Raw genomic sequence first — 24,771 nt, 5'->3', positions numbered from 1 at the left:
TGACCAGAGGTTGATAGTGCATCGGCTAGGATAAATTACAAATAAATTCAGAATGAATTACAAATGAATTCAAGATGAGCCAATCTGGTGAACTGTCGTATTTTAATCATGGAGTTGCCATTTTGTGAGTAAGAAATGGTTCGCAGATAACAGTTTGTCGATCGGGCGGACTCCTCTAGTGCGCCTTAATCGAGTCGTTGGCAACAGTCACGCCACGGTTCTGGCCAAGATTGAAGGTCGCAATCCGGCCTATTCGGTCAAATGTCGTATTGGTGCGGCCATGATCTGGGATGCGGAACAACGGGGATTATTGGGGCCGGGCAAAGAACTGGTCGAACCCACCAGTGGCAATACAGGCATCGCCCTAGCCTTTGTAGCCGCCGCCAAGGGGATTCCCCTGACCCTAACCATGCCTGAAACCATGAGCTTGGAGCGGCGCAAACTATTGCTCGCCTATGGAGCCAATCTGGTGTTAACAGAAGGGACCAAGGGCATGACCGGAGCGGTGGCAAAGGCAGAAGAAATTGCCGCGTCTAATCCCGATCGCTATGTGTTGTTGCAACAGTTCCGCAATGCTGCCAATCCCCGCATCCATGAGGAAACCACCGGCCCCGAAATTTGGCAGGACACAGATGGGGCGATCGATATTCTCGTGTCGGGTGTGGGAACGGGCGGAACCATTACGGGAGTTTCGCGCTACATCAAAAAGACCCAAGGAAAACCGATTTTATCGGTAGCGGTGGAGCCAGAGGCCAGCCCGGTACTATCCCAAGCCCGGGCAGGTCAGCCCTTAAAGTCCGGCCCTCACAAAATTCAGGGCATTGGGGCGGGGTTTATTCCCGAAGTTCTGGATTTATCCCTCGTGGATGGGATTGAAACCGTTTCCAACGAAGATGCCATTCTTTATGCCCAACGATTGGCCAAGGAAGAAGGGATTATCTCCGGCATTTCCTGCGGTGCCGCCGCCGCCGTCGCCGCTCGCTTGGCACAACAACCCGAACACCAAGGCAAAACCATTGTCGTAATTTTGCCAGATTCCGGAGAACGGTACTTGAGTTCCATCCTGTTCCAAGGGGTATTTAATGAGCAAGGGTTAGTGGCATGACGAGCGAGCATCCGAGCAGTTCTGGCGCTCTCTCCCAACCGCCCCTGTCCTTGGCTCTCGATGAGATTATCACTCAATTGTCTCAACCTCGTGGCGAGTCGTTCCACAGTTGGTCTCAATCACGAAGCCATTTCCCCTTGCCCTCCCGTGAGGCCTTATTTAGGATTGTCGATCGACTGCGCGCCGTTCTCTTTCCCTATCACTTTGGTAATCCCGATTTAGGCGAAACATCCAGCCGCTATTTTATCGGTCATACCCTCAATGAAGTCCTACAACTGCTGCATCACCAAGTTTGTCGTGAACAGTGGTTGCTGGGGTCGCAGTTGCACTGGTCGTCAGACCAGATTGAGAAGCACGCCCAAGGAACGGTACAAGCCTTTGCCACTCAATTACCCCATCTGAAGGCTCTGCTGGAAACCGATATCACCGCGGCCTATCGAGGTGATCCGGCGGCCAGAAATTTAGATGAAGTATTGTTTTGTTACCCCGGGGTAACGGCCATCACTTATCACCGCATTGCCCATGCCCTGTATCGGTTGGACTCGCCCCTGTTGGCGCGGATTATCAGTGAAATTGGTCATTCCTTAACGGGGATTGACATTCACCCCGGTGCGTCGATTGGCAATAGCTTCTTTATCGATCATGGGACGGGGGTGGTGATTGGGGCAACCACGGTGATTGGCGACCGCGTGCGCCTTTACCAAGCGGTCACGCTCGGGGCAAAAAGCTTTCCCCGGGACGAATCGGGCAGTTTAATCAAAGGTCAACCCCGTCATCCGATTATTGAAGATGATGTGGTGATTTACTCAGGTGCAACGATTCTCGGTCGGGTAACTATCGGTCGGGGCGCAACCATTGGTGGAAATGTTTGGTTAACCCGCAGTGTGCCGCCGGGGGGTTTTGTCTCCCAGGCTCAACTACGACAGGAAATGTTTGATGACGGCTCTGGAATTTGAGGTGCTGTCCTGACTGTGAATGTTCGGCCATGAGAGTCGCTTTGTTACTTTTTTTTGAATTGGAGGGTTTAACTCGATGACGTATAGCCAAGATCATGAATTGCAACTGGCTTTGGGAGATGCTGCCGCTCGGCAGTTAGCCAATGCCACGAAGACCGTTCCTCAGTTATTGACCATTTCGCCCCGGTGGTTCGTTCGCCTCTTGCATTGGCTACCCGTTGAAGCGGGGATTTATCGTCTGAACAAAGTCAGGGATGCCTCCCGCGTTGAGGTGGCCTGCTCTGAACGTTTCGGAGCGGGAGCTGCCCGAAACGTTTGTGGATTACGAAGAGACCCCCCGGTAGTATTTCTTGAGTGCGGTGAATACGGTACTGGATGTTCACACTCGCGTGTCCGATCTCTACAGCAGTCCCCACGATCAGATCCATGAACAATTGCGGCTGACGGTCGCAACGCGCTCGCTACGCGAGACCGAAACCCTGAAGGAACGTCAAGAAAATGAGTTGATCAACAACCATGAGTACGGATTGCTGAACAATATTGTTGATTCTCAGAAAGTGCAACCTCGCAATGGTGCGCCCACGCCAGACGATTTGGATGAGTTGCTGGTGAAGGTGTGGAAGGAACCGGCATTTTTCCTCGCCCATCCTAAAGCGGTCGCAACGCGCTCGCTACGCGAGACCGCGGCCTTTGGCCGAGAAGCAACCCGACGGGGTGTACCCCCTGCCACGGTGTCATTATTCGGGTCTCAGTTTATTACCTGGCGGGGCGTGCCTTTGATTCCTTCCGATAAGTTGGCCGTGAATGAACAAGGCAAAACCAATATTTTGTTATTGCGGGTAGGAGAAAGCCGTCAAGGGGGGGTCGGTCTCTATCAGCCCAATTTACCCGGTCAACAGGGAGTTGGCTTGTCGGTGCGATTTATGGGGATTAGTCGCAAGGCGATCTCCTCTTACCTAGTCTCCCTCTACTGTTCGTTGGCAGTGTTGACCGACGATGCGGCGGCCGTACTGGAGAACGTTGATGTCAACCAATACCACATCTACGACTATGACTAACCCCGAACTGATCCCTGAAAAGGCGGGGGGGAATCTACCCTCTGTATCCCCGCCCACGACTGCCCTAACTGAGGTCGAGAACATTTCTCTTAACCCCTTATTTCAACCTGACCTTCTTGAGCATCTCGCCCAGACGATAATTCAAGAACTACAACGGCACGACCTTAAGGCCGAGGTGGCGAAGGGGTTGAGTACGGATCGGGATTATCTGGTGCCATCCGCCGCAGCAACCTCCCCGGCTGCTGTGGGCGAACGGCCCACAGTTCCCTTCGACGTAGCTCCCTTCGACGAAGCTCAGGGCAAGCAGGGTAAACCCTTGGCTGTACCCTTAGCCACCTCCTCTTTCTACTTCATTGAAGAGTTAGAAACAAAAATCCCCGACCTTCCGGCCGTAGTGGCCAAGCCTGAACAGCTTGTTCAGGTCGCGGCGTTCTCGCGTAGCGAGCGCTTTGCGATCGATCCCCTTTTTGTCCCCCATGCCAGCGGGCGAAGCGTTCAACGACCTAGCTTCTTTGATGTTCATACTAAATCCTGTTTAAAAGGTATAGGAGAGTGGGAAGTGGGAAGTGGGAAGTGGGAGGTGGGGGAAAACAATCCATAACTTGTGAGTTAATCACACTATTAAAAACGGATTTGGTAAGTAGTCGTGCAAAATAAATTTCCTAGTGAAGATAGGCAAAAGGCACTCATGCAAGAGGCAAGAGGTGGTTAGATATGTGTAATTAATTTTGCTTAGGTACTTATTACATCGTCACAATCAGATTAGAATGCAGATAAAAAATAGAGTTCTTGCATAATTAATTTTTGAGAGTTCAAAAATGAGAAAAAATAGGCATAAAATTGCATAAAATCCCTGAATAGAGCATTTAATTGATTAATGCTCATTCTTAATTCTCCTGACTCTGAGACTACTGGCTCCGTTCGGACCTCGGCGTGAGCTTTTGTCGAACGCTGATCTCACGGCCGAAGCCTTACTCCTCACCTAACGGAAGATTTTTGATTTTTGCCAGAGGTCTAATTTTGACTTTGCTGGTATCAGATGCGAGTTTTGCTGCCGATTCTCTGTTTATGTCTAGGAATGGGGGAATTTTTGCTCAATCCCCCAGTTAGTCCCGTCAATTCCCTTCCCGCAACCACGGCAACCCGAACGGAAACCCGTTTGCTGCTGAATTTAAAAAAAAGACGGGTTTTTGTTTACCAAGTACAGAAAATAATTGCTTCTTACCCAGGGGCGATCGGTCGTCCGGGTTGGGAAACCCCGACGGGACAATTTCGGATGATTCAGATGGTGCGGGAACCGGTCTGGGAACATCCTTTCACCGGTCAACTGGTGCCATCGAGAAAAAACAACCCTTTAGGGGTGCTTTGGCTCGGATTTTGGACTAATGGCGAGAATTTTATCGGTTTTCACGGTACAACCCCAGAAAATCTCATCGGCAGCGCCGTCTGCCACGGTTGCGTCAGGATGCGCGATCGAGATATAAAGGCTTTATTTGAAAAGGTACAAATCGGCACTTCAGTGATAGTAATCGCTCAATAGAAACAATGGGAAAAAATGTCACATTTACCAACACTTTACCCGATGATGTCGGGAGAGCCGTCTTCAGGAGTAATTTAGATAGTCAACAGTTTAAAATGAGAGAAACTAAGCAAAGAGGATAATCGGTGAATATTATCGAACTAATCGGGATCGTGGCGGGAATATTAACAACTGTCTCCTTTTTACCCCAAGTGATTAAAACTTGGCGTTATCGTTCGGCTAAGGACTTGTCCCTAACTATGTTTATTTGCTTTTGTCTGGGGGTTTTTCTTTGGCTAATCTACGGGATTTATATGAGCAGCAAACCGATTATTGTCGCTAATTTTGTTACTTTTATCTTAGCGGGGACAATTCTCTATTTTAAGATTAAATATGATTAAAATAACTGGCAATCCCTTGCGGCTGTATTTGCTCACGTCATGACAATTTTATAATTTATCCCCACCTCCAGCCACGAAGAGCGGATTTTTAGGTTAATTTATTGTTAAGATGATCATTTTTGACCATTTAGACCAAATTTGGGGTCAAGAAACATGAGCGATCGCATCGAGTGGATTAATGCCCTATCAACCCGTCCCTCCCTAGAAGCGGCGGTGACGGAGGTAGTAGAAAAAGTGCAAGATAAATTAGTCGGATCGGCAGATCTAGCCATAATTTTTATTTCTTCTGCCTATGCCAGCGACTATCCCCGTTTAGTTCCCTTAATCTTGGATAAACTCCCCGTTACTGTGCTGATCGGCTGCGGTGGGGCGGGGATTGTCGGCATGGGTGAGAGGGAAAAAGCGCGAGAAATCGAAGCGAGTCCGGCTTTAAGTCTCACCGTCGCCCATTTGCCCGGTGTGGAAGTGCAGCCCTTCTATATCGAAGCGGCGGAAATGCCCGATCTCGACAGTTCCCCCTCTAGTTGGACAGAATTATTAGGGGTAGAAGCGGCCAAAAATCCCCAATTTATCCTTTTAGCCGATCCTTTTTCCAGTCGCGTCAATGATCTGTTAGAGGGTTTGGATTTTGCCTACCCCGGTTCGGCCAAAATCGGCGGTTTAGTCAGTGGTGGCATGATCGAACGTTCTGGGGGTCTATTCTATCACGATCAACAAAAACCCCGTAATACCTATCTCTATCGTCAGGGAACCGTAGGAATCGCCCTTTCTGGCAATATTATCGTCGAAACTATCGTCGCCCAAGGTTGTCGTCCCATCGGACCGATTTATCAGGTGAGTGAGGGAGAACGCAATATTATCATCTCCATGACCGGTAAAGGGGCCGATGGGACTTCGCAACCACCTTTAAATCTACTGCGGGATTTAATTGCCTCCTTGAGCGAAAAAGACCGAGAATTAGCGCAACACTCCCTTTTTATCGGTATTGCTAGGGATGAGTTTAAAATGCAGTTGCGGGCCGGGGATTTCTTAATTCGCAATGTTTTGGGAGTAGATCCTCGTCAAGGTGCGATCGCAATTGGCGATCGAGTTCGTCCGGGGCAGCGGGTACAATTTCACCTCCGCGATGCCGACACTTCCGCCCTAGATTTAGAATTACTTCTGCAAGCTTTTCCCCAAGAAAAACCCGACAGTTCGGAGGTACTAGGTGCTTTAATCTTTTCCTGTCTCGGCCGCGGGGAAAATCTCTACGAAAAACCGGACTTTGATTCGGGTCTTTTTCAGCGTTATTTCGCCAATGTTCCCCTCGCTGGTTTCTTTTGCAATGGAGAAATCGGGCCTGTGGCTGGTCGCACTTTTTTACACGGTTATACCTCGGCCTTTGCCCTCTTTCGTCAGGGGATTTAATGCTATACTAAATAGCTAGTACACTAGGGAGTAGAACGATGGTAAAAGCCCAATCTTTCTCTGAGTCGGAGATTATCTATGCCGATAGTGATGGTAAACCGATGGCCGATAATACCAAACAGTTTCGCTGGATCGTGATGATCAAGGAAAATCTCGAATGTTTATTCGCAGAGAATGACCATGTGTTTATCGCCGGCGATCTGTTGTGGTATCCGGTCGAGGGAGATAATAAAACTTGTCAAGCACCGGATGCTATGGTGGTGTTTGGCAGACCCAAGGGCGATCGAGGTTCCTATAAGCAATGGTTAGAAAACCAGATTGCGCCGCAGGTGGTCTTTGAAATTCTCTCTCCGGGCAACACTAAAGCTGAAATGCGCCGAAAATGGCAATTTTATCAGCGTTTTGGCGTAGAAGAATATTATCTCTACGATCCCGATGCTAATTATCTACAGGGTTGGTGGCGAAGGGGTGATCAATTGGAGATGATTCCCGCGATCGATAATTGGCTGAGTCCGCGGCTACAGATTCGTTTTCAACTGGAGAGTCCCCAGTTAGCTATTTTTTATCCCGATGGCTCCCGGTTTTTGACCACCCTAGAAATCAAGCAAAAAGCGGAATTAGCCGAACAGCAAGCCCAACAGGAACGTCAACGGGCCGAATTGGCTGAGGCAAAATTAGCCCGCATAGAGGCGCAATTACGGGCAATGGGGATTAATCTAGAGGAAAGCTAACGAGAGGCCGGAAGGACGGGATTTAACCAGTGGAGAATCTCATCTTTGAGACGGGAATTATCCCGGGCAAGTCCCTGTTTTAACCATTGGCCGATCGCATCGAGGGGAGTGAATACTTCTCCGGTTTGCCAACTGACATCTTGACTCAAGGGAGTGAGATGATTGCCCGGGAGAGTTCGCAGGGTAATTAAATCATTAAAGCGTTTTTTTAGCAGGGGATTTAATACCAGAGATTGATCGATCGTGTCGTCTTGAAAACGGATTAAAAGATTGCGACGAATGGCATAATCTTGGAAAATTAACTCGTTCGTTTCTTCGGGAGAAGGGGTAAATTCGAGGTTAAAAGTGGTGTCAATTTGCAAAGGTTCGATAAAGGGAATAGCTCGACGAATGGGATAATTATTAAAGGAAATTAGGATATTTCCCTCCCGTTCGACTTCGTAGAGACTACCGATTAATAAATGTAGTTTACACCCCATACTGTGACCCAATCCGTAGATGGGGAGATAACCTTGGGGCAGACTATGATTCCAGCGCAGACGTTCAATAATATTATCAAAACGGTTTAAAACTGTGCGGGCGATCGATTTATGATCGAGGGTATTAACAAAGGGAGTAGCAACAATAGCGTATCCTGAATTACCAAGGCTTTCTAATAACCAACGATAGGTAATATTCGGGGCTGCCGCCACAAATGCCCCACCTAAAAAGTGAATGATACCCCGGGGACGACGGGGGAGAAAAACCCAATTACCTGCTATTTCTTGCCAATTCATAATTAGTTATCAGTTAATTAATAACTTAGGGTTCGCCGTCACTCACCAAATAAATACGGCTCTCCTAGACTGGTGATAGCAAATTAGTAGTTGAAATAAGCCTAACCCCTTAAATAGCCTGGAATCCAACAAAGCAAAAAGCTTTTTTTTATTAAAATTGCTTTTTTGAATTCTGGTTAGCCTTTTGGCAAGGCTTGCGTGGATTATTTTCTGCTAATATATCATAACTACTCTAGAAGAGCCATAAATACCACTTCAACTAAATCCTGTTTAAAAGGGACAGGAGATTAGCCAGAAATTGGCACCGCCGGATAACGATAACTGCTTGCCCAAGTTATAAAAGATCGGGATAAATAGTTCTAGGCCAGTTTTTTCTTAATAAAAGCCACTAATTGAGCCATTTGTCTCTTCATACTTGCCATTTCTGTTTGCATTTGGGAAATTTGGGCATGGAGAGTCTGAATATCGGTGGTATAATCCCCAGTGAGTTCCTCTAGTTTCGGGCTAGAAACTGTTGGTTTAGGAGAATACTGTTTGGCCTTGGCCATCGCTTCTTTAATTGCTTGTACCAATTGTTTTTGGTCAAAAGGCTTCTCAATAAAGGCAAAATGCTGGAAAGGTTCGGGGATTTTCTCTACTACCTCCTCTTTCCGTCCCGACATTAACACTAGGGGAATACTTTTGAGATTATCTTCGCTTTCGATTTGCTGAAACACCTCCCAACCGCTCATTTTCGGGAGAAGGAAGTCCAAAATAATCAAATTCGGGTTTTCAGCCCGGATGAGATGATAGCCCTCTAATCCGTCTTTAGCTTCGAGGACTTCAAAGTTACCCTCTGGTAGCATATCGCGAATGTGCATCCTGATCACTTTACTGTCATCGATAACGAGAATTTTATGATTTGACATGATATACACCTTAGAAAAGAGACAATAGATAAGCTCGATGATTCGAGGGGGTATTGAGGGAAACTTTCGAGAAACAGATTCAGCATTCCCAAAAAACCCTTAGAAACTAACATACACTATAAAGAAAAAACCTCGGTTAATGTCCGAGGCTGCTGTTGTAGGAGAACTCAATGCCAAACAAAAGGGAGATACCAAGACCAAAGAGGTTTTTATCGGTAAATCACCTTTGTTGTCCCATTGTAACCCCTGTTTAAGCGTATCGGGATGAAGTAGCACTTTTTAGGGCTAAATAACTTAAACCGAGACATAAAAGCGCATTTACGCCCAAAAATGCCTGAGCGCTTCTGCCAGAACCTAACCAGATCAGAGTAGGATGGATAACAGCACTGATACCTAAAGTCACCGCCATGGCTAAAGTTACCCCCACCGCTAACCATTTTGCTTGGGGATGGCCTAAAAGCAGAGCAATCAGGACAAAGGGCAGGATAACACTGGCAAAAAGCGGATTAAGGGCAGAACTTCCCTGAATAACGCCTCCTAAGTCAGAAAGAGAACTCCCCATGACTCGGAAAGGCCATTGGGGTAAATCGAAGATATAAAGACCTCTGAGGAAAAATAAGCCAGAACTGCCAAAAATTAGACCAGCATTCAAAAATCCGTTCCAGGAGAAGGGAAAATAACTTCTCAGCCACCAAGCGAGGAGATAAGAACCCAAAACCATCGCCATTTTGGGCAAAACCGCCACCGCACCGCCATCAATCCAGAAACGGGGATTGAGATAACCGTTATCGCGCAACCAACGCCAAAAATCCCGGAAAGTAATCTGTCCTTTTAGGGCCAATTGTACGGCACTGCCCGCATCTAATTGTCCGGCCCCAAAATGATTAAAGGGATCATCATTGATCTTACGGGCCGACTGTTGCAAAACCTCTAAAACTGCACTGGGTTCTTTAATTCCCGCGGCCTTGATTAAAGCTACCACCCCAGCAACATGAGGGGCTGCCATGCTGGTTCCCTGAAAACCGAGGAACGCCGGTTCCCCCCCCTGAGCGGGATCGATGGTTTCTTGGATAATTTTACCCGTATCGGAGCCGCCGGGGGCAGCAATATCGATTCCGGCCCCGAAATTAGAATAGGGAGCTTTATTTCCGGAGGCATCTACCGCAGAAACGCCGATAACGTGGGGAAAACGGGCGGGATAGGCGGCGGAATTATCGTCGGCATTACCGGCGGCGGCGACGATTACCACACCTTTACTATAGGCATATTCGATCGCCTCTTTCATTACTTGGGTTTCGCCTCCACCCCCTAAACTCATATTGATGACATCGGCTTGATTATCGACGGCAAAACGGATCGCTTCGGCGATATCTCCCACGCTTCCCCCACCCGTCCCGGAAAGTACCTTGAGGGGCATAATTTTGGCTTTGTAGGCGATTCCGGCTACCCCGTAGTTATTATTGGTCGATTGGGCAATTGTTCCCGCTACATGGGTTCCGTGACCGTTATCGTCCTCGGCATTGCTGCGATCGTTGACGAAGTCGTAGCCTTCGACAAACTCGGTTTCTCGCAGATCGGGAACTCTTGATACACCTGTATCAATAACAGCGACGGTGATCCCTTCACCGTGATTTTCTTCCCAAGCGCGTTCGATGTTTATCCCCCTCAAGTTCCACTGTTTGCTATAGTCGGGGTCATTGGGGGCGATGAAAGCATGATAAATATAATCGGGTTCGATCGATTCGGTGTATTTTTTTAGGTCGGAATTGCGGAGAGTTTTCAGGAGTTTGCTATCTCCATCGACGGTGTAAAGATGTTCATCGATGGAAAAAATACTATTTAAACTGGTGGTTTTTCCCGCTTTTTTGTTGATAGCATTTAACTGCTCATCGAGGACAATGACGGGTATATCGTCCTTAAAGTCGATCAAAATTGATTGATATTCGCCCCGATTTGCTAATCCAGTAAAGTTAAAGAGAGCAAATCCTAGACCGATAATAAATAGGGTTAACAATAAAATTTTTTTCATAGATTTCCTAAGAATTGATCATTACAAGCCAAGGTTTTTGTAGTTTTGATGAGAAAATCTGAGGGAAGTTCCCCTATTTTTGTCGCAGTTAAAGATAGAACTAACCGGTTACAAAAAAGTCACCTGTTGTTTATTTTAAGCTCGATCGCCGATCGCTGTTAATTCCCGACTGGCAAAAATAGCTTCGTAGTGGCGATAATGTTTAAATTCCAGGAGATTATAGAAAGGATCCTCTATAAAAAAGGTTTTATGCTCGGTTATCTCCCCAGTAAAGCGAGTTTTTGGTTCTAGATAAAATTGTAGTTGATTGACTCGTGCTTGTTCGAGAAGATTGTCCCAATCGCTGGCATCTGGCAGAATTAGACCAAAATGGCGAGGATAAATGCTATTTTGGGGAGTAAGAGGCATTTCGGTGACGTGAGCGACTACCTGATGACCGTAGAAATTTAAGATTATCGCTTTCTCGGTTTCCCTTCCTGCTAAACAACCTAAACCATCACAGTAGAAGCTTTTAGCGGTGGACACATTGGTAATCGGAATAGCGAGATGAAAAATTGCAGGTTGATTCATGGCGATCGATTTTATCCGCGCTCTACTAGGTTCTATTGTAGCGATCGAGGGGCAACTGTTACAGGAATTTTTTAAAAAATTGGCAATTACCTAAAGTTTGCAGAATAAATCTAAAAACCTTGTTGGATAATATCTTTAGGCTTTTTTGACATCAAAAAGTGCCGACTCTTAGAGTAATCGCAGGGAAATTTTAGGCACTTTTTCCCTGAAAATCGATAAAACCCCACACCCCACACCCCACACCCCACACCCCACCTAAAGACTTTGCGCGATTCTAAAACCAGCGTGTTGATAAAAATTCCTGCGAAACCAATTGCGATAGTAGGGTAGGATTTCTGTGCCGTTAGTCACCCAAGCTCCTCCTAACATCATTTTATGTTGACTATTAAAGAAAGGAGTGGAATTGTCAGCATAGAGGTAATGGGGTTGAAAGTCAGTTAAGGGATTAAAATCATCTTCTAGCCATTCCCAGACGTTACCGCGTAAATCATAAATTTCTGAGTTATTACCAGCATTTTTTAACATTCCTACGGGAGTGGGAGAACAGAATTTTAAATTGAGGTTATAGTCATCAAAGTTATCGTTTTCTAGGGTATAACATCGATTTTTTTGACTGCCATAGGTGACTAAATTCCACTCAGCTTCCGTCATTAAACGTATTCCTTGACCTTGAAAACGACAGTAAGCGATCGCTTCATAATAGTTCACTTCTACTGGCCAATCGAGAGGTAAATCGAAAACATCAAACATGGCTCGATATTGATAATTTCCTCCCTCATCTACCAGCCAAAATTTAGGATATTTGACTTGATAATGATTTTTCCATTGCCAAGCTTCCTCATCCCAATAGCAGGGATTTTCGTAGCCACCATCATGGACAAATTCTTTAAATTCTCCGTTGGTAATCATATATTTACTCACCAGAAAATTGTTAACTTGAACTTGACGATAACCATACTCATTATCCCAACCATAAATAGGAGAATTTTGGGGTTTACCAATTTCTACCATTCCCCCAGAAACCTCCACCATTTGATTAGGATAAGCTTGACCAAAAGCAGGAGCATAATGCCAACCTGGAGGACGTTGCAGACAATCTAAGGGCAGTTGTCTGAGTAACATTGAAGATGTTTCAAAGTGAACACGCTGATGCTCAATTCCCATCATTAATGACCAGAGAGAATGGCGAGGATGAATAGGAAGATTAAGGGGGATATTTTTAATGATTTCGACCACAATTTCAGAGACTTGTTGCCGATATTCCCAAACTTTAGCCACCCCGGGCCACTGAATTTGGGCGATAGCAGAGTTTAATTCTTCAGGAGTTGCTGGATCTACTCCCACTCCAAACAATAATTCATAGTCAGGATTAGGGCTTTTTTTTAATAGGTTAACCAGCTGCAATTTATTCAGATAAAAAGCGGCAGCATGACCTAAATAAAAAATGAGGGGATTTCTTAAATCGTCAGGGTTACAATAAAAAGTTTCTTCTTTGATGATGCTTTTTAACAGCAGCTCTTCTAATTGCCAAGCATTGTCAAAATAGTCCAGTATATTTTCTCGACTACAGTTATTTAGAGAGATAGGAGCCTGTGCTTGAATCTTTTCCATGTTTTTATGCCTCTATTACTGCTAATAATTTTCTCATTATTTACGGTGATAACTGACAGAGAATTAAACCGAATAAATTTTCAGGATCGGTGAAAACCTTAAGCGGTTTTAATCCCTTTGATTCTAGGTCTTTTTGCATAGTTTCTAGGTTAAATTTACGCGAGATTTCTGTTAAAATACTTTCCGACGCTTGAAAATTAACCGTTAAATCGAGTTTTTTGAGATGAACATGGTGAGTTTTTTGACAAATTAAATACATTTCAATTTGGGATTGCTCTTGATTATAGATAGCTTGATGACTAAATAAATCAAGGTTAAAATCAGCTTGAAAACGCCAATTTAAATGGGAAAGCATATTTAAATTAAAAGCGGCTGTCACCCCTTGAGCATCATTATAAGCTGCTTCTAGAATTGCCACTGGTTTTTGCAGATCAATCCCTAATAAAAAATAATCTCCAGCTTTTAGAACCGTAGCAATTTTTTCTAAAAATTTATCACATTCAGCCGCAGAAAAATTACCGATCGAACTTCCCAAGAAAAAAATCATTCTGGTATTATAGGAAGGGTTTTGACAATAAGCTAAGGCCTGTTCATAGGTTCCAATTAAGCCCTGAATGGGTAAATTAGGATATTCTTTTTGTAATTCTATGGCACTAGCTTTGAGAATAGTTTCACTAACATCAATAGGGACATATTTAGAGGATTTTTGTTGCCGATAATAAGCGTCCAATAACAGACGAGTTTTCGTGGAACTACCACTACCTAATTCGATCAATTCGCAGGTCCCTGTATAGGCGACAATTTCTTGAGCATATTCTTGGAGAATAGCGGCTTCTGTCCTAGTGGGATAGTATTCTGGTAATTGACAGATTGCTTCAAAAAGTTGGGAACCTTGCCGATCATAAAAATATTTAGATGGTAAACTTTTGGGGGTTTTAGTTAATCCTTTAATCACATCTTTTCCCTCGTCTTTAACCATATTTTGACCGGTGGCAGCGGTGGCTAAATACTCAATTTGTAAGAGTTCTTGGTTAGATGGTTTAAACTGCATAGATTCTCCAGATTATTCTCCAGTTTTTTGATTGTTCTCGATCGATGCTGGGGACGAAATCCACTTTGACAGCTTGAATGCTGGCAGAGATTATTGTTCTTTGGTAATTTTACCACTAAAACGCCGCAAAATTTACCTCTTGTCTAGATAGACAAAGTTTATGGATCGTAAATAAAAGCTGTTAAATCGATAGAGATGAGTGCTGATGTTATCCAAGCAAAATTACCAGTTCAATTAATCAGTAAAGACTGCATTTCCTCTAAGGTAAGATTTTCTTGAATGTAGCGAGGTTTAAGGGGATGATAGGGACTAGCAAGACGATCTATCCTAATAATTCTAGCCGTTTCAGGAATGAGCGGAATATCGGGATCGTAGGGGGTGCTGCGGGTAAGGGAACTAGAAAAACCCTTAAAAATAGAGATTTCTTCTTCCTCCCCATCCACAGCAATAGTCACCAATAAAACCTCGTGGGGATTTTTGAGGGTGTATTGTTCGAGTTGTTGACCAATATTCATAGAAAAATGGCTAATCATCGATAGCTAAAAACTTACTGTTGTAAAGCTGAACGTCCCTGTTTGCCAAGGCGAATAAGAAGAAAATGGGCAAAATAGAGAGTATAAAAAGAGAGACCAACTAAACCAAAAAAGCCCAAAACATTAGCAGTAGCTTCTGAATGAAAAATCTCGCGAAACTGCCAGGGTGCTTCCTGCCAAACCTGACAATAGGGAGAATTTAGCAATTCCCCTGACATAGCACAGGAGAGAAAAGGTAAGGTAGAAATTGCACCCAAAGGACAATAAATCGTTACTGCCCAACGCCAAGCAGTGGTGACAAATTTAATCGGACTAGCGGGTAAATCTTTAATTTCATCGTTAATATCCACCCAAAACCAGAGAGAAATCGGGATTAAAATCTTAGCTAAAAAACTGGTAACAAAACCAATCGGCCAGGAAGCGATCATTAAATATACGGTAATTAATAAAAGACTAGCCACTCGCCAATAGATAATCAACAATTTCTGCAATGATTCGATTTTTGCAAATAAAGACCAAATCAACAAAATTGCCGGAATAATCACCGTAAATAGGACGGCTAAACGATAATCTATCCAAACGAGAGGACGAAACCAAAGTTGATTCATAAATTATTCAGACAATTACACTGTCAACATTTTACTGTCTTCGGACGCAGGAGCCAAAATCGGTCACAGCTTGACCAACAAACAAAAAAACGAGGGGCGATCCCTTTATAGTTGAGATCGCCCTAAAGCTAGGATTCTACTGTGAGGAGAGAAAAAACCGCTGCCCGACTCCATTAATCTTCATAAATGCGACACTCGGCGGCATCGGGATTAGAATCACAATAATTTTCGAAGTAGGTTTTTTGGGGGTGATCCTGACGTTGGTGAGCGGCTTCTGCTTGTAATTCTTCCACCGCATCCCAAGCGGCGGCGCATTCACCAGAGGTAGCACCTTCCGTACTACAGACGGCTCTGGCATTTTCTAGCTCTTCTTGAATTTTATCTTGGATATTGCTCATGATTCCTCTGGAATTGATCTATTGACACTCTAACAATTATACAGTCACCTTCTCAAGCCACAGGATCGGTTATCCCACTCGATCGCCTTTCCTGTGCTATTAAGCCGATCCTAGCGCAATTTTTGGGGAATTTAACATCAAGATTTCCTGACTGAGCTAATTTTTAGCCCAGATTCCGCACGGGAGAAATGCCAGAGGGATTTCTCCCCAGTATAGACAGCGAGCAGAACCATATATCGACATTTCTCTTGCCCAGTCAACTGCTGTTCTCGGCGTATGTAAAGTTTTATGTACGGATTCAACATTTCTGGTAGTTGGGGGTTAAAAACTATCAGATACCCCCCTTATTAAGCTGTCCATTAGTCACATCTTTCTTAACATTTCAAACCTTTGTAGCACAGGGCTTTCAAGACTCGGTTAACAATTTGTAATATTCCTTGTTGACACCCTTACTGACAAAGAAAAAACTGAAATCAAGTCAGGATAAGGGTTGGAGTGCTTACTGAAAAAATTGTTAAGAAATATCCCGATAAGGGATAGCTTATTCAGGGGGGATTAAGGTAGGGCTGATTCATTCTCCGAATCTAATTTTTTTTTTGCTGCCCTTAATTGTTTATGAGGTAAGCAAAGCACGACGTTTTGACAAATTTTCAGCTATTTATTTCCGAGAAATCGACTAAAAAGGTTGCCAGATAAGGATTTGAGAGAATGACATTTCAGAGAATGAAACGACCCTAGAAAGCAGGGGAGTACAGGTTTTTCAGGGTAGGGCTGATTCATTCTCCGAACCATAGTTTTCTTGAGCAAACACCACAATATTCGGCAAAAAAATTCATAAAATGTCCACAATCTGGACAACAAGATCCGGTGTTACATAAATTAGGAGCAAGTAATTCTTCATCATGACAGCTACATTGATAAGTAACAACTCCCGATCTATTTCTCAGGTAATGCGCCAGAGAAAAAACGTCATTACCATATTCATAAACATCTCCATAGTCAATAGATGAATATTGATATTTATCAACTTTTTTTCCGCAATGAATACAAAATTTTAAGGTAGGATTTACTTGTTCATTCATCCACATTTCTACATTCCCCAATTCAATCTTTTGACTATTTAAGCAGGGTAAGAGCATCTCAATTAGGCTTGAAAAAAGGCTCTCAGCACAGCAATCGTATAGTTATGAACCATATTTAGAAATCTTTGTCAAGTACAATTTATACCAAATTAGATGAGCTTACCCTGAGAGGGTCGGGAATCAGTGGGACAACAACTATCATCCTCTAAAAGTCCTCTCCAGGGAAGGAAAGCTGACAAATTGTCATGCCTCTTGCCCGTTTTTTCTGCTTTTCCCTATATGTCTGTATAATCGACTACATCTTTAGGTGCGCTTACCCTGTATAACATATAATTAAATTGCAAAAGTTCTAGTCTAAAATTAGAGGAAAAGGATAGGATGGGTTAAAACCGGTCGAGTCGCATTTCATCCATTGCTTAAAAAGACAATGGCTTTCATGATCCCATGTTATTTCGGTCAAGGTAATCATGATTAATTGCTGGTGGTAAGTTAAGGAAAAAAAGGAAGTAGGAGTGAGAAGAAAAGACTATTGAAGGGGGACTTCTACCGCGTCAGTATCAACGGCATTGGTTGTGGAAGAAACTTCGGTTTGATTCTTTACTCCCCCCGGACGGCGACCGCGATAATCAAGAACTAATCGCGATAATTCCGTGGTTAAAAGGGTGAGGACAATGCCATCATCGATCCAACCAATAATCGGGAAAACGTCAGGAGAAATATCGAGGGGGCTAAATAGATAAACCATAGTTCCCAGAATGATAATCCAACGATATTTAGGGTGAGTGATTTTGCTGCTGTACCAGTTGTAAAAAGATTCAACAATCGGTTTCATTAATTTTTCCTCGTTGACGGCGATAATTTAATTTTGTCAGGTTCCCCTTGGCTCTGATAGTGGGGTTTTACCCCCGATTATGTAGGGTTATCCCCGCTAATTAACCACCAAAAAAGCCCAGAAGAAAATTCACCTTTAGGGATGAGCCTGAAGTATTATTACTGGATGCTTAAGAGGGGAGATAGGGGCATCTTTTCCCCTATAATGGGCGATGACCAACTAATCAACTATCTGCCAGTTTAAGGATGGAAACCCTCTTTCATCTAGTTACTTTTGCCTTTGTCTTCGCTTTTGGTGCCTCGGTGGGCAGTTTTTTAAACGTGGTCATCTATAGATTACCTAAGGGGATATCTCTAGTTTATCCCCCTTCCCACTGTCCGAAATGTCACCATAGGTTAGGTAAAAGCGAGAATATACCTGTTTTCGGCTGGTTATGGCTAGGGGGTCGCTGTCGCTGGTGTAAAACCCCGATTCCTGTCCGTTATCCAGCCGTCGAAACTTTTACCGGTTTGTTATTTTGTCTGGTTTTAGGAGATTTTAGCTTTTCTTGGCAGACCCTCGGCTATTGGATTCTCCTCAGTTGGTTATTAGCTTTAGCTTTGATCGATTTTGACACGATGACGCTTCCCAACTCCCTCACCCAATCGGGATTAGTTTTAGGGATAGTTTTCCAAACTCTTTTAGGTTGGCAAAATAATCAAACTGTTATCTATCTCTTTTCAGCGATCGCTAGTGCGGTTTTAGGAGTCTGGTTATTTGATCTGATCCGGTGGGGGGGGAGTTTTGCCCTCGGACAACAGGCCATGGGGGGAGGAGATGCGAAATTAGCGGCCATGATCGGCGCTTGGTTAGGATGGCAAGCATTATTAGTCACCGCTTTTCTGGCCTGCGCTATCGGGGCGGCGATCGGTATGACGGGCATTTTTATGGGTAAAATGGCCAAAAAACAGGCCATACCCTTCGGTCCATTTCTTGCCCTCGGCGCTCTGATGAGTGTCTTTTGGAGTGATAAGATCATCTCAGCCTATCAAACCATTTTTTTCCCTTTCTTGTAAAAAAGCTATCTTGTAATTAAATCTTGATACAATAGTCTTCCGTGTCTTGGATCACCATTAGAACACCCCCCAGTCTAGGGTAAGCCGATTGGCTACAGGAAATGCTCAAAGCTCACGACATCCCCAGTCCCGTTATCGCTATTGGCCTTGGTATTTATTGCGGCCAGGGGCATCAGGCCGCCCTACAAGTGCGTCCCCAAGATCGCTGGACAGCACTTTTGTTATTAAGTCCTCTAGAAGAAAGTCGATAAATTGTCTTTATTTTAAACTATGTCTCTATTTGATTGGTTTGCAAATCGCCAAAAAACAGAACCCAAGGTTCAACAACAACAGGAACGAGAAATAGCCGATGGTTTATGGACAAAATGCCCAAATTGCGGCGTTTTGGCCTATACGAAGGATTTATTAGCTAATCAACTGGTTTGTCTCGATTGCGGTCATCATAATCGGGTGGAAAGTGAAGAAAGAATTCGCCAGTTAGTCGATGCTAATACTTGGAATTGCCTCGATGAACAGATTCGACCGACGGATCCGCTCAAATTTCGCGATCGGAAAAGTTATAGCGATCGCCTGCGGGAAACCCAAGAAAAAACCGGTCTGACGGATGCTGTCCGAACGGGAACGGGGACGATCGATGGTTTACCCTTAGCTTTAGGGGTGATGGACTTCCGTTTTATGGGGGGTAGCATGGGATCGGTGGTGGGAGAAAAACTCTGTCGTTTGACGGAATGCGCTACCGATGAAAGTTTACCCCTGGTGATTATCTGCGCTTCTGGCGGGGCGAGAATGCAGGAAGGAATGTTAAGTTTAATGCAGATGGCCAAGATTTCTGGCGCTCTTAACCGGCATCGGGAGGCAAAATTACTCTATATTCCCGTCTTGACTAATCCCACCACGGGGGGAGTCACGGCCAGTTTTGCCATGTTGGGAGATATTATTATCGCCGAACCAAAGGCTACTATCGGTTTTGCTGGTAAACGGGTAATTGAACAGACTTTGCGCGAGAAATTACCGGAAGGTTTCCAAACATCGGAATACCTATTAAAACACGGGTTTGTCGATGCGATCGTTCCCCGTACCCATCTCAAGAAAACCCTGGCCCAATTAATTAGTTTACATCAGCCCTTTTTTCCCTTGTTATCCCCCCTCAACAGCCATCATCACTACAGTCAACCGGAGTTAATCCCTCTTAAAACAGTCCAGGGCCAAACAACAGTTTAATCCCTGTAGGACGGACCTGGAGTTGGGAGTGCCGGAGTTGAGAGCCTGAGCATTTGTACTAAAATTTCCCGATGGGCAGTTTCAATGTAGTACAGCTTACTTAACTGGGTTGACAGCGATCGCAAAGTCCAAAAAATTCGAGAGTGTGGTAATAAACCTTGAATTGGTGGGATTTTTCGAGTTTTTCTTCCAATTCGTGAACGGGACACTCATTAAAGACGATAGACCGACCGCAATGAATACAGGTAAGATGGTGTTGATCCTGCTGAGCGGAACTGTAGAGGGATTCTCCTGTGGCTAGGGTTCTCACCTGCACTGCACCCTGTAGTTTTAGGGATTCTAGGGCGCGGTAAACAGTGGCTAACCCCATATTTTGGTCACGCTGACGGAGTTCCACAAACAATTCTTGAGCGGATACTGCCCGATTTAAGGTTTTGAGTAAGTGGATAATGCGCTCTTGCGATCGGGTGCGTTGGGATTTCATATCAAAAAGGTCAGCGATCAAAGTTAATTCTATGCCAAAAAATTATCAGTGCTGTATTTATGTTACCCTGCGCCCCTCGGTGCTCGATCCGGCGGGTACGGCGGTAGAGTCGGGATTAAAGCAATTAGGTTATGATACTGTGGCCGGGGTGCGAATTGGTAAGTATATTGAGCTTACCGTGACAGCAGCGGACGAAACCAGCGCTCGCGCTCAATTGGCTCAAATGTGCGATCAACTATTGGCTAATCCTGTAATTGAAAATTATCGCTTTGATTTGCATTGTCAGGAGATAGGGGATAGGGATTAGGGGATAGGGAAATGGGGAAATGGGGGATTAGGGGATAGGGAAATGGGAGAATGGGGGAATTCAACTAAAACCCTAACACCCTAACAGCCTAACACCCATCTGATGAGAGCTTTCTGCAAAATGAATTAACCAAGTTAAAAATTATGAAGTTTGGGATTATTGTTTTCCCCGGATCGAATTGCGATCGAGATGTGGCAACGGTGACGGAGGGGATTTTTCGGCAACCCACCCGCTATGTTTGGCATCAAGAGACGGATCTAGGGGATTTGGATGTGATCGTGGTGCCGGGGGGATTTAGTTACGGCGATTATTTGCGCTGTGGTGCGATCGCTCGGTTTTCACCAGCGATGAAAACTGTCCGAGAAGAAGCCGAAAAAGGTAAATTAGTTTTAGGCATCTGTAACGGTTTTCAGGTATTAACGGAAATCGGACTGCTACCCGGTGCGTTAATTCGCAATCGCGATTTACATTTTATCTGCGATCGAGTGCCGGTAAAAGTGGAAAATAATCAATCTGTCTGGACGCGAGGCTATCAACCGCAACAGGTGCTTAATTTGCCGATTGCTCACGGAGAAGGGCGTTATTATGGCGCAGAAGATACGTTAAAATCTCTGGAGGATAACGGACAAATTCTCTTTCGTTACTGTACTCCCACAGGAGAGGCAAATGAGTCAGGGAATCCCAACGGTTCGTTAAATAATATTGCAGGAATTACCAATAAAGCAGGAAATGTGCTAGGAATGATGCCTCATCCCGAACGCGCCGCCGATCGGATGCTCAATTTGACCGATGGGAGTCTGTTATTTCAGGAGTTGATCAATTGTTGTTGACTAGACCTCTTGTAAAAATCAAAAATTGTTGTTAGGGTCAGGAGTCAGTAGCCGGTCGTCAGGAGTCAGGAGAATTAAAAATGAATAATAATCAATTAAATGGTCTATTTACCGACTTTAGGCAATTTAATCCTTATTTTTGCCCTTTTTCAACCCTCAAGTAGTTGGGTTTTTGGGGTTTTGGGGTTTTAGTTGAAATTTCCCTGATAACTGATAACTTACCCACTGATAACTGATAACTGATAACTGATAACTGATAATCCTGTGGCTGTTTTAAAAGATAATCGGGCTACCGTCCAAAAAGTTCTTTGGATCACCCTGCTGCTGAACATTTTGGTTATGGCGATCAAAGCGGGGGTGGGTTTGAGAATTGGTGCTTTAAGTCTGCAAGCGGATGCTCTCCATAGTGTCACCGATAGTGCTAATAATGTCTTGGGATTAGTAGCGATGCGGTTTTCCTCTCCCTATCCCGATCGAGATCATCCCTACGGACATCTGAAATACGAAGCGATCGGAGCTTTAGCGATCGCCGCATTTTTGGGGATTGCCTGTTTTGAAATCTTGCAAGGGGCGGTCATGAGTATTATCAAAGGAGGCAAACCCGTCGAGATTGCAGGTCCTGAGTTATGGCTATTAATTATCGTTTTAGGGGTGAATATTTTTGTCACCTATTATGAAAGATCCGTGGGGCAGCGTGTCGGTAGTGCGATTTTGATTGCCGATGCTCGTCATACCATGAGTGATGTGTGGGTGACAATTACGGTTTTATTGGGTTTAGTCGGGGTTTGGGTGGGCAATACGGCTAATATTCCCCAATTACAATGGTTAGATGTGATTTTGTCCTTTCCCGTCGCTTTTTTGGTGTTTAGCAGTGGTTGGAAAGTCCTGATGGAGAATTTACCTTTGTTAGTGGATGAAATGGCGATCGCTCCTGAGGTGATTCATCAAATTGTGATGCAGGTGCCGGGGGTGCTTAATTGTCATGCGATCGCATCTCGGGGAGTGGTGGGAAGACAGGTATTTATAGAAATGCACCTAGTTGTCTCCGCTCAAGATGTGGAAACTGCTCACAGGATCACGGAAGCGGTAGAAGCAAGATTAACCCAACAATTTAGCCCTGTGAGAATTTTAATTCACGTTGAACCGCCGGATTATCGTTCCGATCAGATCACTTTTGATGAAGAAGTGTGAAGCAAAAAGGCCTAAAATAAGTAGCAAACTTTTGCTAGAGGTGGCCATGACGACGGAAAATCAAGCTAGAAGCATAGTAATTACTGGTGGAGCAGGATTTATCGGCTCGAATTTTGTTCATCATTGGTGCGAGAATTATCCTGAGGATCGTGTAATTGTTCTTGATGCTCTTACCTACGCGGGCAATTTGAATAATTTAGCGACACTGAAAGATAGAAAGAATTTTCGTTTTCTGCAAGGGGATATCTGCGATCGAGCTTTAGTTGATGAATTATTTGCCGGTGAAAATATCGATACAGTTGCCCATTTTGCCGCCGAATCCCATGTGGATCGATCGATTCTTGGACCTGGGGCTTTTGTGCAAACTAATGTGGTGGGAACTTTTACTCTATTAGAAAGTTTTCGGCAACATTGGTTAAGTAATCATCAACCCGATAACTATCGTTTTCTGCACGTTTCCACCGATGAGGTTTATGGCAGTTTAGGAGTAGATGATCCGGCTTTTACCGAAACTACTCCCTATGCTCCTAATAGTCCCTATTCTGCCTCAAAAGCGGGGAGTGATCATCTAGCGAGAGCTTATTTTCATACCTACGGAATGCCGACAATTATTACTAATTGCTCTAATAATTATGGTTCCTACCATTTCCCAGAAAAGTTAATTCCTTTGATGTGTATTAATATTCTTTTGGGTAAACCTTTACCTGTTTATGGTGATGGTCAAAATGTTCGAGATTGGTTATATGTGCGGGATCATTGTCAAGCTTTAGATACAGTTATTCACAAAGGAAAAGTGGGAGAAACCTATAATATTGGCGGAAATAACGAGGTAAAAAATATCGATTTAGTCAGGATGTTATGTGAGTTAATGGATGAATTAGCTCCCGATTTACCCGTGAAACCCGCTCGGAATTTAATTACTTTTGTCAAGGATCGGCCCGGACACGATCGCCGGTATGCTATTGATGCCACTAAAATTCGCACCGAATTAGGTTGGCAACCTCAAGAAACCGTAGAGGGGGGATTAAGAAAAACCATTCAATGGTATCTCGATCATCGGGATTGGTGGCAACCTTTGTTATCCAAAGAATATCAAGAGTATTATGGGAAAGTTTACGGTTAGAGAAGGGTAAAAACTAGACCTCTTGTAAAAATCAAAAATTGTTGTTAGGGTTAGGAGTCAGTAGCCAGTAGTCAGGAGAATGAAAAATGAGCATTAATCAGTTAAATGGTCTATTGACAGATTTTATGCGATTTAATCCTTATTTTTGACGTTTTTGAACCCTCAAAAATTAATTATGCAAGAGGTTTAATTTAATCTTAATTTTGGGTGTGTTAGCGAAAACTAACACACTTAAACCTTGTACCTCACCATTAAGATATTGGCGTTATTTTCAATAATATCCAATGGCTGCCGACCGTTCCCTCGATCGCCACTTGTGGAATTACCGCCTGGATGAGTTAGAATCGGAAAGGAGAATTTTTGAGTAACCATGATCAAATTACGTCTAAAACGCTTTGGTAAAAAACGCGAAGCCAGTTATCGTATCGTTGCGGCCGTTAGCACCAGTCGTCGCGATGGTCGTCCCCTAGAGGAATTAGGATTTTACAATCCCCGCACCGATGAAGTGCGTCTCGATGAAGAAGGGATTATCCGACGCTTACAACAAGGAGCGCAACCGACGGACACCGTACGCAGCATTCTCACCAAACAGAAAATTTTCGAGAAAATCAATGCCTAGTACCCCCAACTATCTCGAACTGGTGAAATTTATGATCGAGCCGTTTTTGGAAGATCCGGCCAGTCTGAGATTGGATATCGAGCGCTGTAAGGAAAATGAACGTCTTTGGGTGCGTGTAGCCTTCGATGATGCCGATAAAGGCAAAGTTTACGGCCGGGGAGGACGCAATTTACAGGCGATTAGAACTACCCTAGAAATGGCGGCCGCGAGTGCGGGTCGCTCTCTTTATCTAGAAGTCTATGCGGCCGAAAATGAAGGCGAACAGCGCCGCACCCGTCGTTCTAATGGTAACTTTGAAGGTACGGAAAGAAGACCGAGTAATCGCCGACCACCCGCACCCCGGCAGCTCAACAACTAACGAGCGAT

General features: G+C 44.4%; 28 protein-coding genes and 1 pseudogene. 17 read left to right on the top strand and 12 right to left on the bottom strand.

Annotated elements, in window-relative coordinates:
• Nucleotides 1-124: 124 nt before the first annotated feature.
• The 8 genes and pseudogenes from cysK to RAM70_RS14760 all read left to right on the top strand — a co-directional run bounded on the left by cysK (nucleotide 125) and on the right by RAM70_RS14760 (nucleotide 7,177).
• Entirely contained in the window at nucleotides 125-1,105 is a 981-nt protein-coding gene (gene cysK / locus RAM70_RS14795) for a cysteine synthase A (RefSeq protein ID WP_045356962.1), read from the top strand.
• Nucleotides 1,102-2,061, top strand: a complete 960-nt coding sequence (gene epsC, locus RAM70_RS14790; protein WP_045356959.1) for a serine O-acetyltransferase EpsC — start codon at nucleotides 1,102-1,104, stop codon at nucleotides 2,059-2,061. Before cysK ends, epsC begins: the two co-directional genes overlap by 4 nt.
• 359 nt (nucleotides 2,062-2,420) lie before the next feature.
• Nucleotides 2,421-3,119 carry a hypothetical protein gene (locus RAM70_RS14785; protein WP_312674368.1) on the top strand — a complete coding sequence of 233 codons (699 nt, stop codon included), beginning with the start codon at nucleotides 2,421-2,423 and terminating at the stop codon, nucleotides 3,117-3,119.
• Nucleotides 3,112-3,645 (top strand): annotated as a pseudogene (locus tag RAM70_RS14780) (cysteine desulfurase); the annotation flags it as partial. The gene RAM70_RS14785 and the pseudogene RAM70_RS14780, both read left to right, overlap by 8 nt.
• Before the next feature lie 513 nt (nucleotides 3,646-4,158).
• Entirely contained in the window at nucleotides 4,159-4,659 is a 501-nt protein-coding gene (locus RAM70_RS14775) for a L,D-transpeptidase (RefSeq protein WP_287999807.1), read from the top strand.
• Nucleotides 4,660-4,784: 125 nt separating this feature from the next.
• Nucleotides 4,785-5,039 carry a SemiSWEET transporter gene (locus RAM70_RS14770; protein WP_002743903.1) on the top strand — a complete coding sequence of 85 codons (255 nt, stop codon included), beginning with the start codon at nucleotides 4,785-4,787 and terminating at the stop codon, nucleotides 5,037-5,039.
• A gap of 153 nt (nucleotides 5,040-5,192) precedes the next feature.
• Complete coding sequence (locus RAM70_RS14765; protein WP_312674363.1) at nucleotides 5,193-6,446, top strand: FIST signal transduction protein; 1,254 nt, start codon at nucleotides 5,193-5,195, stop codon at nucleotides 6,444-6,446.
• 38 nt (nucleotides 6,447-6,484) lie between these two features.
• Nucleotides 6,485-7,177, top strand: coding sequence for a Uma2 family endonuclease (locus RAM70_RS14760; RefSeq protein WP_312674362.1), 693 nt, complete (start codon nucleotides 6,485-6,487; stop codon nucleotides 7,175-7,177).
• On the opposite strand, the gene RAM70_RS14755 is transcribed toward RAM70_RS14760, so the two are convergent.
• From RAM70_RS14755 to RAM70_RS14705, 11 genes are all read right to left on the bottom strand, one after another.
• Nucleotides 7,174-7,953: a DUF1350 family protein gene (locus tag RAM70_RS14755; RefSeq protein WP_045356950.1), complete on the bottom strand. Its 780-nt coding sequence runs from the start codon at nucleotides 7,951-7,953 to the stop codon at nucleotides 7,174-7,176. The two genes, RAM70_RS14760 and RAM70_RS14755, sit on opposite strands and share 4 nt — an antisense overlap.
• Nucleotides 7,954-8,312: 359 nt before the next feature.
• Nucleotides 8,313-8,861: a response regulator gene (locus RAM70_RS14750; RefSeq protein ID WP_045356948.1), complete on the bottom strand. Its 549-nt coding sequence runs from the start codon at nucleotides 8,859-8,861 to the stop codon at nucleotides 8,313-8,315.
• Between the two features lie 250 nt (nucleotides 8,862-9,111).
• On the bottom strand, nucleotides 9,112-10,890 hold the full coding sequence (locus tag RAM70_RS14745) for a S8 family peptidase (RefSeq protein WP_045356946.1): 1,779 nt from the start codon (nucleotides 10,888-10,890) through the stop codon (nucleotides 9,112-9,114).
• A 135-nt stretch (nucleotides 10,891-11,025) separates the two neighbouring features.
• On the bottom strand, nucleotides 11,026-11,460 hold the full coding sequence (locus RAM70_RS14740; protein WP_312674359.1) for a VOC family protein: 435 nt from the start codon (nucleotides 11,458-11,460) through the stop codon (nucleotides 11,026-11,028).
• A gap of 255 nt (nucleotides 11,461-11,715) precedes the next feature.
• Nucleotides 11,716-13,071, bottom strand: a complete 1,356-nt coding sequence (ovoA, locus tag RAM70_RS14735; protein ID WP_312674358.1) for a 5-histidylcysteine sulfoxide synthase — start codon at nucleotides 13,069-13,071, stop codon at nucleotides 11,716-11,718.
• A gap of 40 nt (nucleotides 13,072-13,111) precedes the next feature.
• Nucleotides 13,112-14,122 (bottom strand): L-histidine N(alpha)-methyltransferase, encoded by a 1,011-nt coding sequence (gene egtD / locus RAM70_RS14730; RefSeq protein ID WP_312674357.1) that lies wholly within the window; start codon nucleotides 14,120-14,122, stop codon nucleotides 13,112-13,114.
• A 230-nt stretch (nucleotides 14,123-14,352) separates the two neighbouring features.
• On the bottom strand, nucleotides 14,353-14,637 hold the full coding sequence (locus RAM70_RS14725) for a DUF7734 family protein (RefSeq protein ID WP_045356936.1): 285 nt from the start codon (nucleotides 14,635-14,637) through the stop codon (nucleotides 14,353-14,355).
• 32 nt (nucleotides 14,638-14,669) lie between these two features.
• Nucleotides 14,670-15,263: a DUF3177 family protein gene (locus RAM70_RS14720; RefSeq protein WP_002770135.1), complete on the bottom strand. Its 594-nt coding sequence runs from the start codon at nucleotides 15,261-15,263 to the stop codon at nucleotides 14,670-14,672.
• A 173-nt stretch (nucleotides 15,264-15,436) separates the two neighbouring features.
• Entirely contained in the window at nucleotides 15,437-15,661 is a 225-nt protein-coding gene (locus tag RAM70_RS14715; RefSeq protein WP_002781201.1) for a Calvin cycle protein CP12, read from the bottom strand.
• A 776-nt stretch (nucleotides 15,662-16,437) separates the two neighbouring features.
• Nucleotides 16,438-16,743: a hypothetical protein gene (locus RAM70_RS14710; RefSeq protein ID WP_152606960.1), complete on the bottom strand. Its 306-nt coding sequence runs from the start codon at nucleotides 16,741-16,743 to the stop codon at nucleotides 16,438-16,440.
• A gap of 526 nt (nucleotides 16,744-17,269) precedes the next feature.
• Complete coding sequence (locus tag RAM70_RS14705; protein ID WP_045356926.1) at nucleotides 17,270-17,575, bottom strand: YkvA family protein; 306 nt, start codon at nucleotides 17,573-17,575, stop codon at nucleotides 17,270-17,272.
• A gap of 245 nt (nucleotides 17,576-17,820) precedes the next feature.
• Between RAM70_RS14705 and RAM70_RS14700 the strand changes: the two genes are divergently transcribed.
• The 3 genes from RAM70_RS14700 (at nucleotide 17,821) to accD (ending at nucleotide 19,851) form a co-directional block, all read left to right on the top strand.
• A complete protein-coding gene (locus RAM70_RS14700; RefSeq protein WP_045356923.1) occupies nucleotides 17,821-18,630 on the top strand; it encodes a prepilin peptidase in 810 nt (269 codons plus the stop codon).
• Between the two features lie 101 nt (nucleotides 18,631-18,731).
• Nucleotides 18,732-18,881, top strand: coding sequence for a hypothetical protein (locus RAM70_RS14695; protein ID WP_190380310.1), 150 nt, complete (start codon nucleotides 18,732-18,734; stop codon nucleotides 18,879-18,881).
• A 19-nt stretch (nucleotides 18,882-18,900) separates the two neighbouring features.
• Nucleotides 18,901-19,851: an acetyl-CoA carboxylase, carboxyltransferase subunit beta gene (gene accD / locus RAM70_RS14690; RefSeq protein WP_045356922.1), complete on the top strand. Its 951-nt coding sequence runs from the start codon at nucleotides 18,901-18,903 to the stop codon at nucleotides 19,849-19,851.
• A 100-nt stretch (nucleotides 19,852-19,951) separates the two neighbouring features.
• Here accD and RAM70_RS14685 read toward each other — a convergent pair whose 3' ends face one another.
• On the bottom strand, nucleotides 19,952-20,335 hold the full coding sequence (locus RAM70_RS14685; protein WP_045356975.1) for a Fur family transcriptional regulator: 384 nt from the start codon (nucleotides 20,333-20,335) through the stop codon (nucleotides 19,952-19,954).
• A 31-nt stretch (nucleotides 20,336-20,366) separates the two neighbouring features.
• Between RAM70_RS14685 and purS the strand changes: the two genes are divergently transcribed.
• The 6 genes from purS to RAM70_RS14655 all read left to right on the top strand — a co-directional run bounded on the left by purS (nucleotide 20,367) and on the right by RAM70_RS14655 (nucleotide 24,763).
• Complete coding sequence (purS, locus tag RAM70_RS14680; protein ID WP_002796436.1) at nucleotides 20,367-20,642, top strand: phosphoribosylformylglycinamidine synthase subunit PurS; 276 nt, start codon at nucleotides 20,367-20,369, stop codon at nucleotides 20,640-20,642.
• A gap of 143 nt (nucleotides 20,643-20,785) precedes the next feature.
• Nucleotides 20,786-21,472, top strand: a complete 687-nt coding sequence (gene purQ, locus RAM70_RS14675) for a phosphoribosylformylglycinamidine synthase subunit PurQ (RefSeq protein WP_045356920.1) — start codon at nucleotides 20,786-20,788, stop codon at nucleotides 21,470-21,472.
• 264 nt (nucleotides 21,473-21,736) lie between these two features.
• Nucleotides 21,737-22,663 carry a CDF family zinc efflux transporter Cdf31 gene (gene cdf31 / locus RAM70_RS14670; RefSeq protein ID WP_045356919.1) on the top strand — a complete coding sequence of 309 codons (927 nt, stop codon included), beginning with the start codon at nucleotides 21,737-21,739 and terminating at the stop codon, nucleotides 22,661-22,663.
• 46 nt (nucleotides 22,664-22,709) lie between these two features.
• Nucleotides 22,710-23,786, top strand: a complete 1,077-nt coding sequence (rfbB, locus tag RAM70_RS14665) for a dTDP-glucose 4,6-dehydratase (RefSeq protein ID WP_045356915.1) — start codon at nucleotides 22,710-22,712, stop codon at nucleotides 23,784-23,786.
• A 370-nt stretch (nucleotides 23,787-24,156) separates the two neighbouring features.
• Nucleotides 24,157-24,405, top strand: coding sequence for a 30S ribosomal protein S16 (gene rpsP / locus RAM70_RS14660; protein ID WP_002736858.1), 249 nt, complete (start codon nucleotides 24,157-24,159; stop codon nucleotides 24,403-24,405).
• Complete coding sequence (locus RAM70_RS14655; RefSeq protein WP_024970856.1) at nucleotides 24,398-24,763, top strand: KH domain-containing protein; 366 nt, start codon at nucleotides 24,398-24,400, stop codon at nucleotides 24,761-24,763. The genes rpsP and RAM70_RS14655 overlap by 8 nt, the downstream gene beginning before the upstream one ends.
• Nucleotides 24,764-24,771 lie beyond the last annotated feature (8 nt).

This window comes from Microcystis wesenbergii NRERC-220 (assembly GCF_032027425.1).
GTDB classification, from domain to species: domain Bacteria; phylum Cyanobacteriota; class Cyanobacteriia; order Cyanobacteriales; family Microcystaceae; genus Microcystis; species Microcystis wesenbergii_A.
The sequence above is the reverse complement of the archived record's forward strand: the minus strand, read 5'-3'. Positions and strand labels throughout refer to the sequence as shown.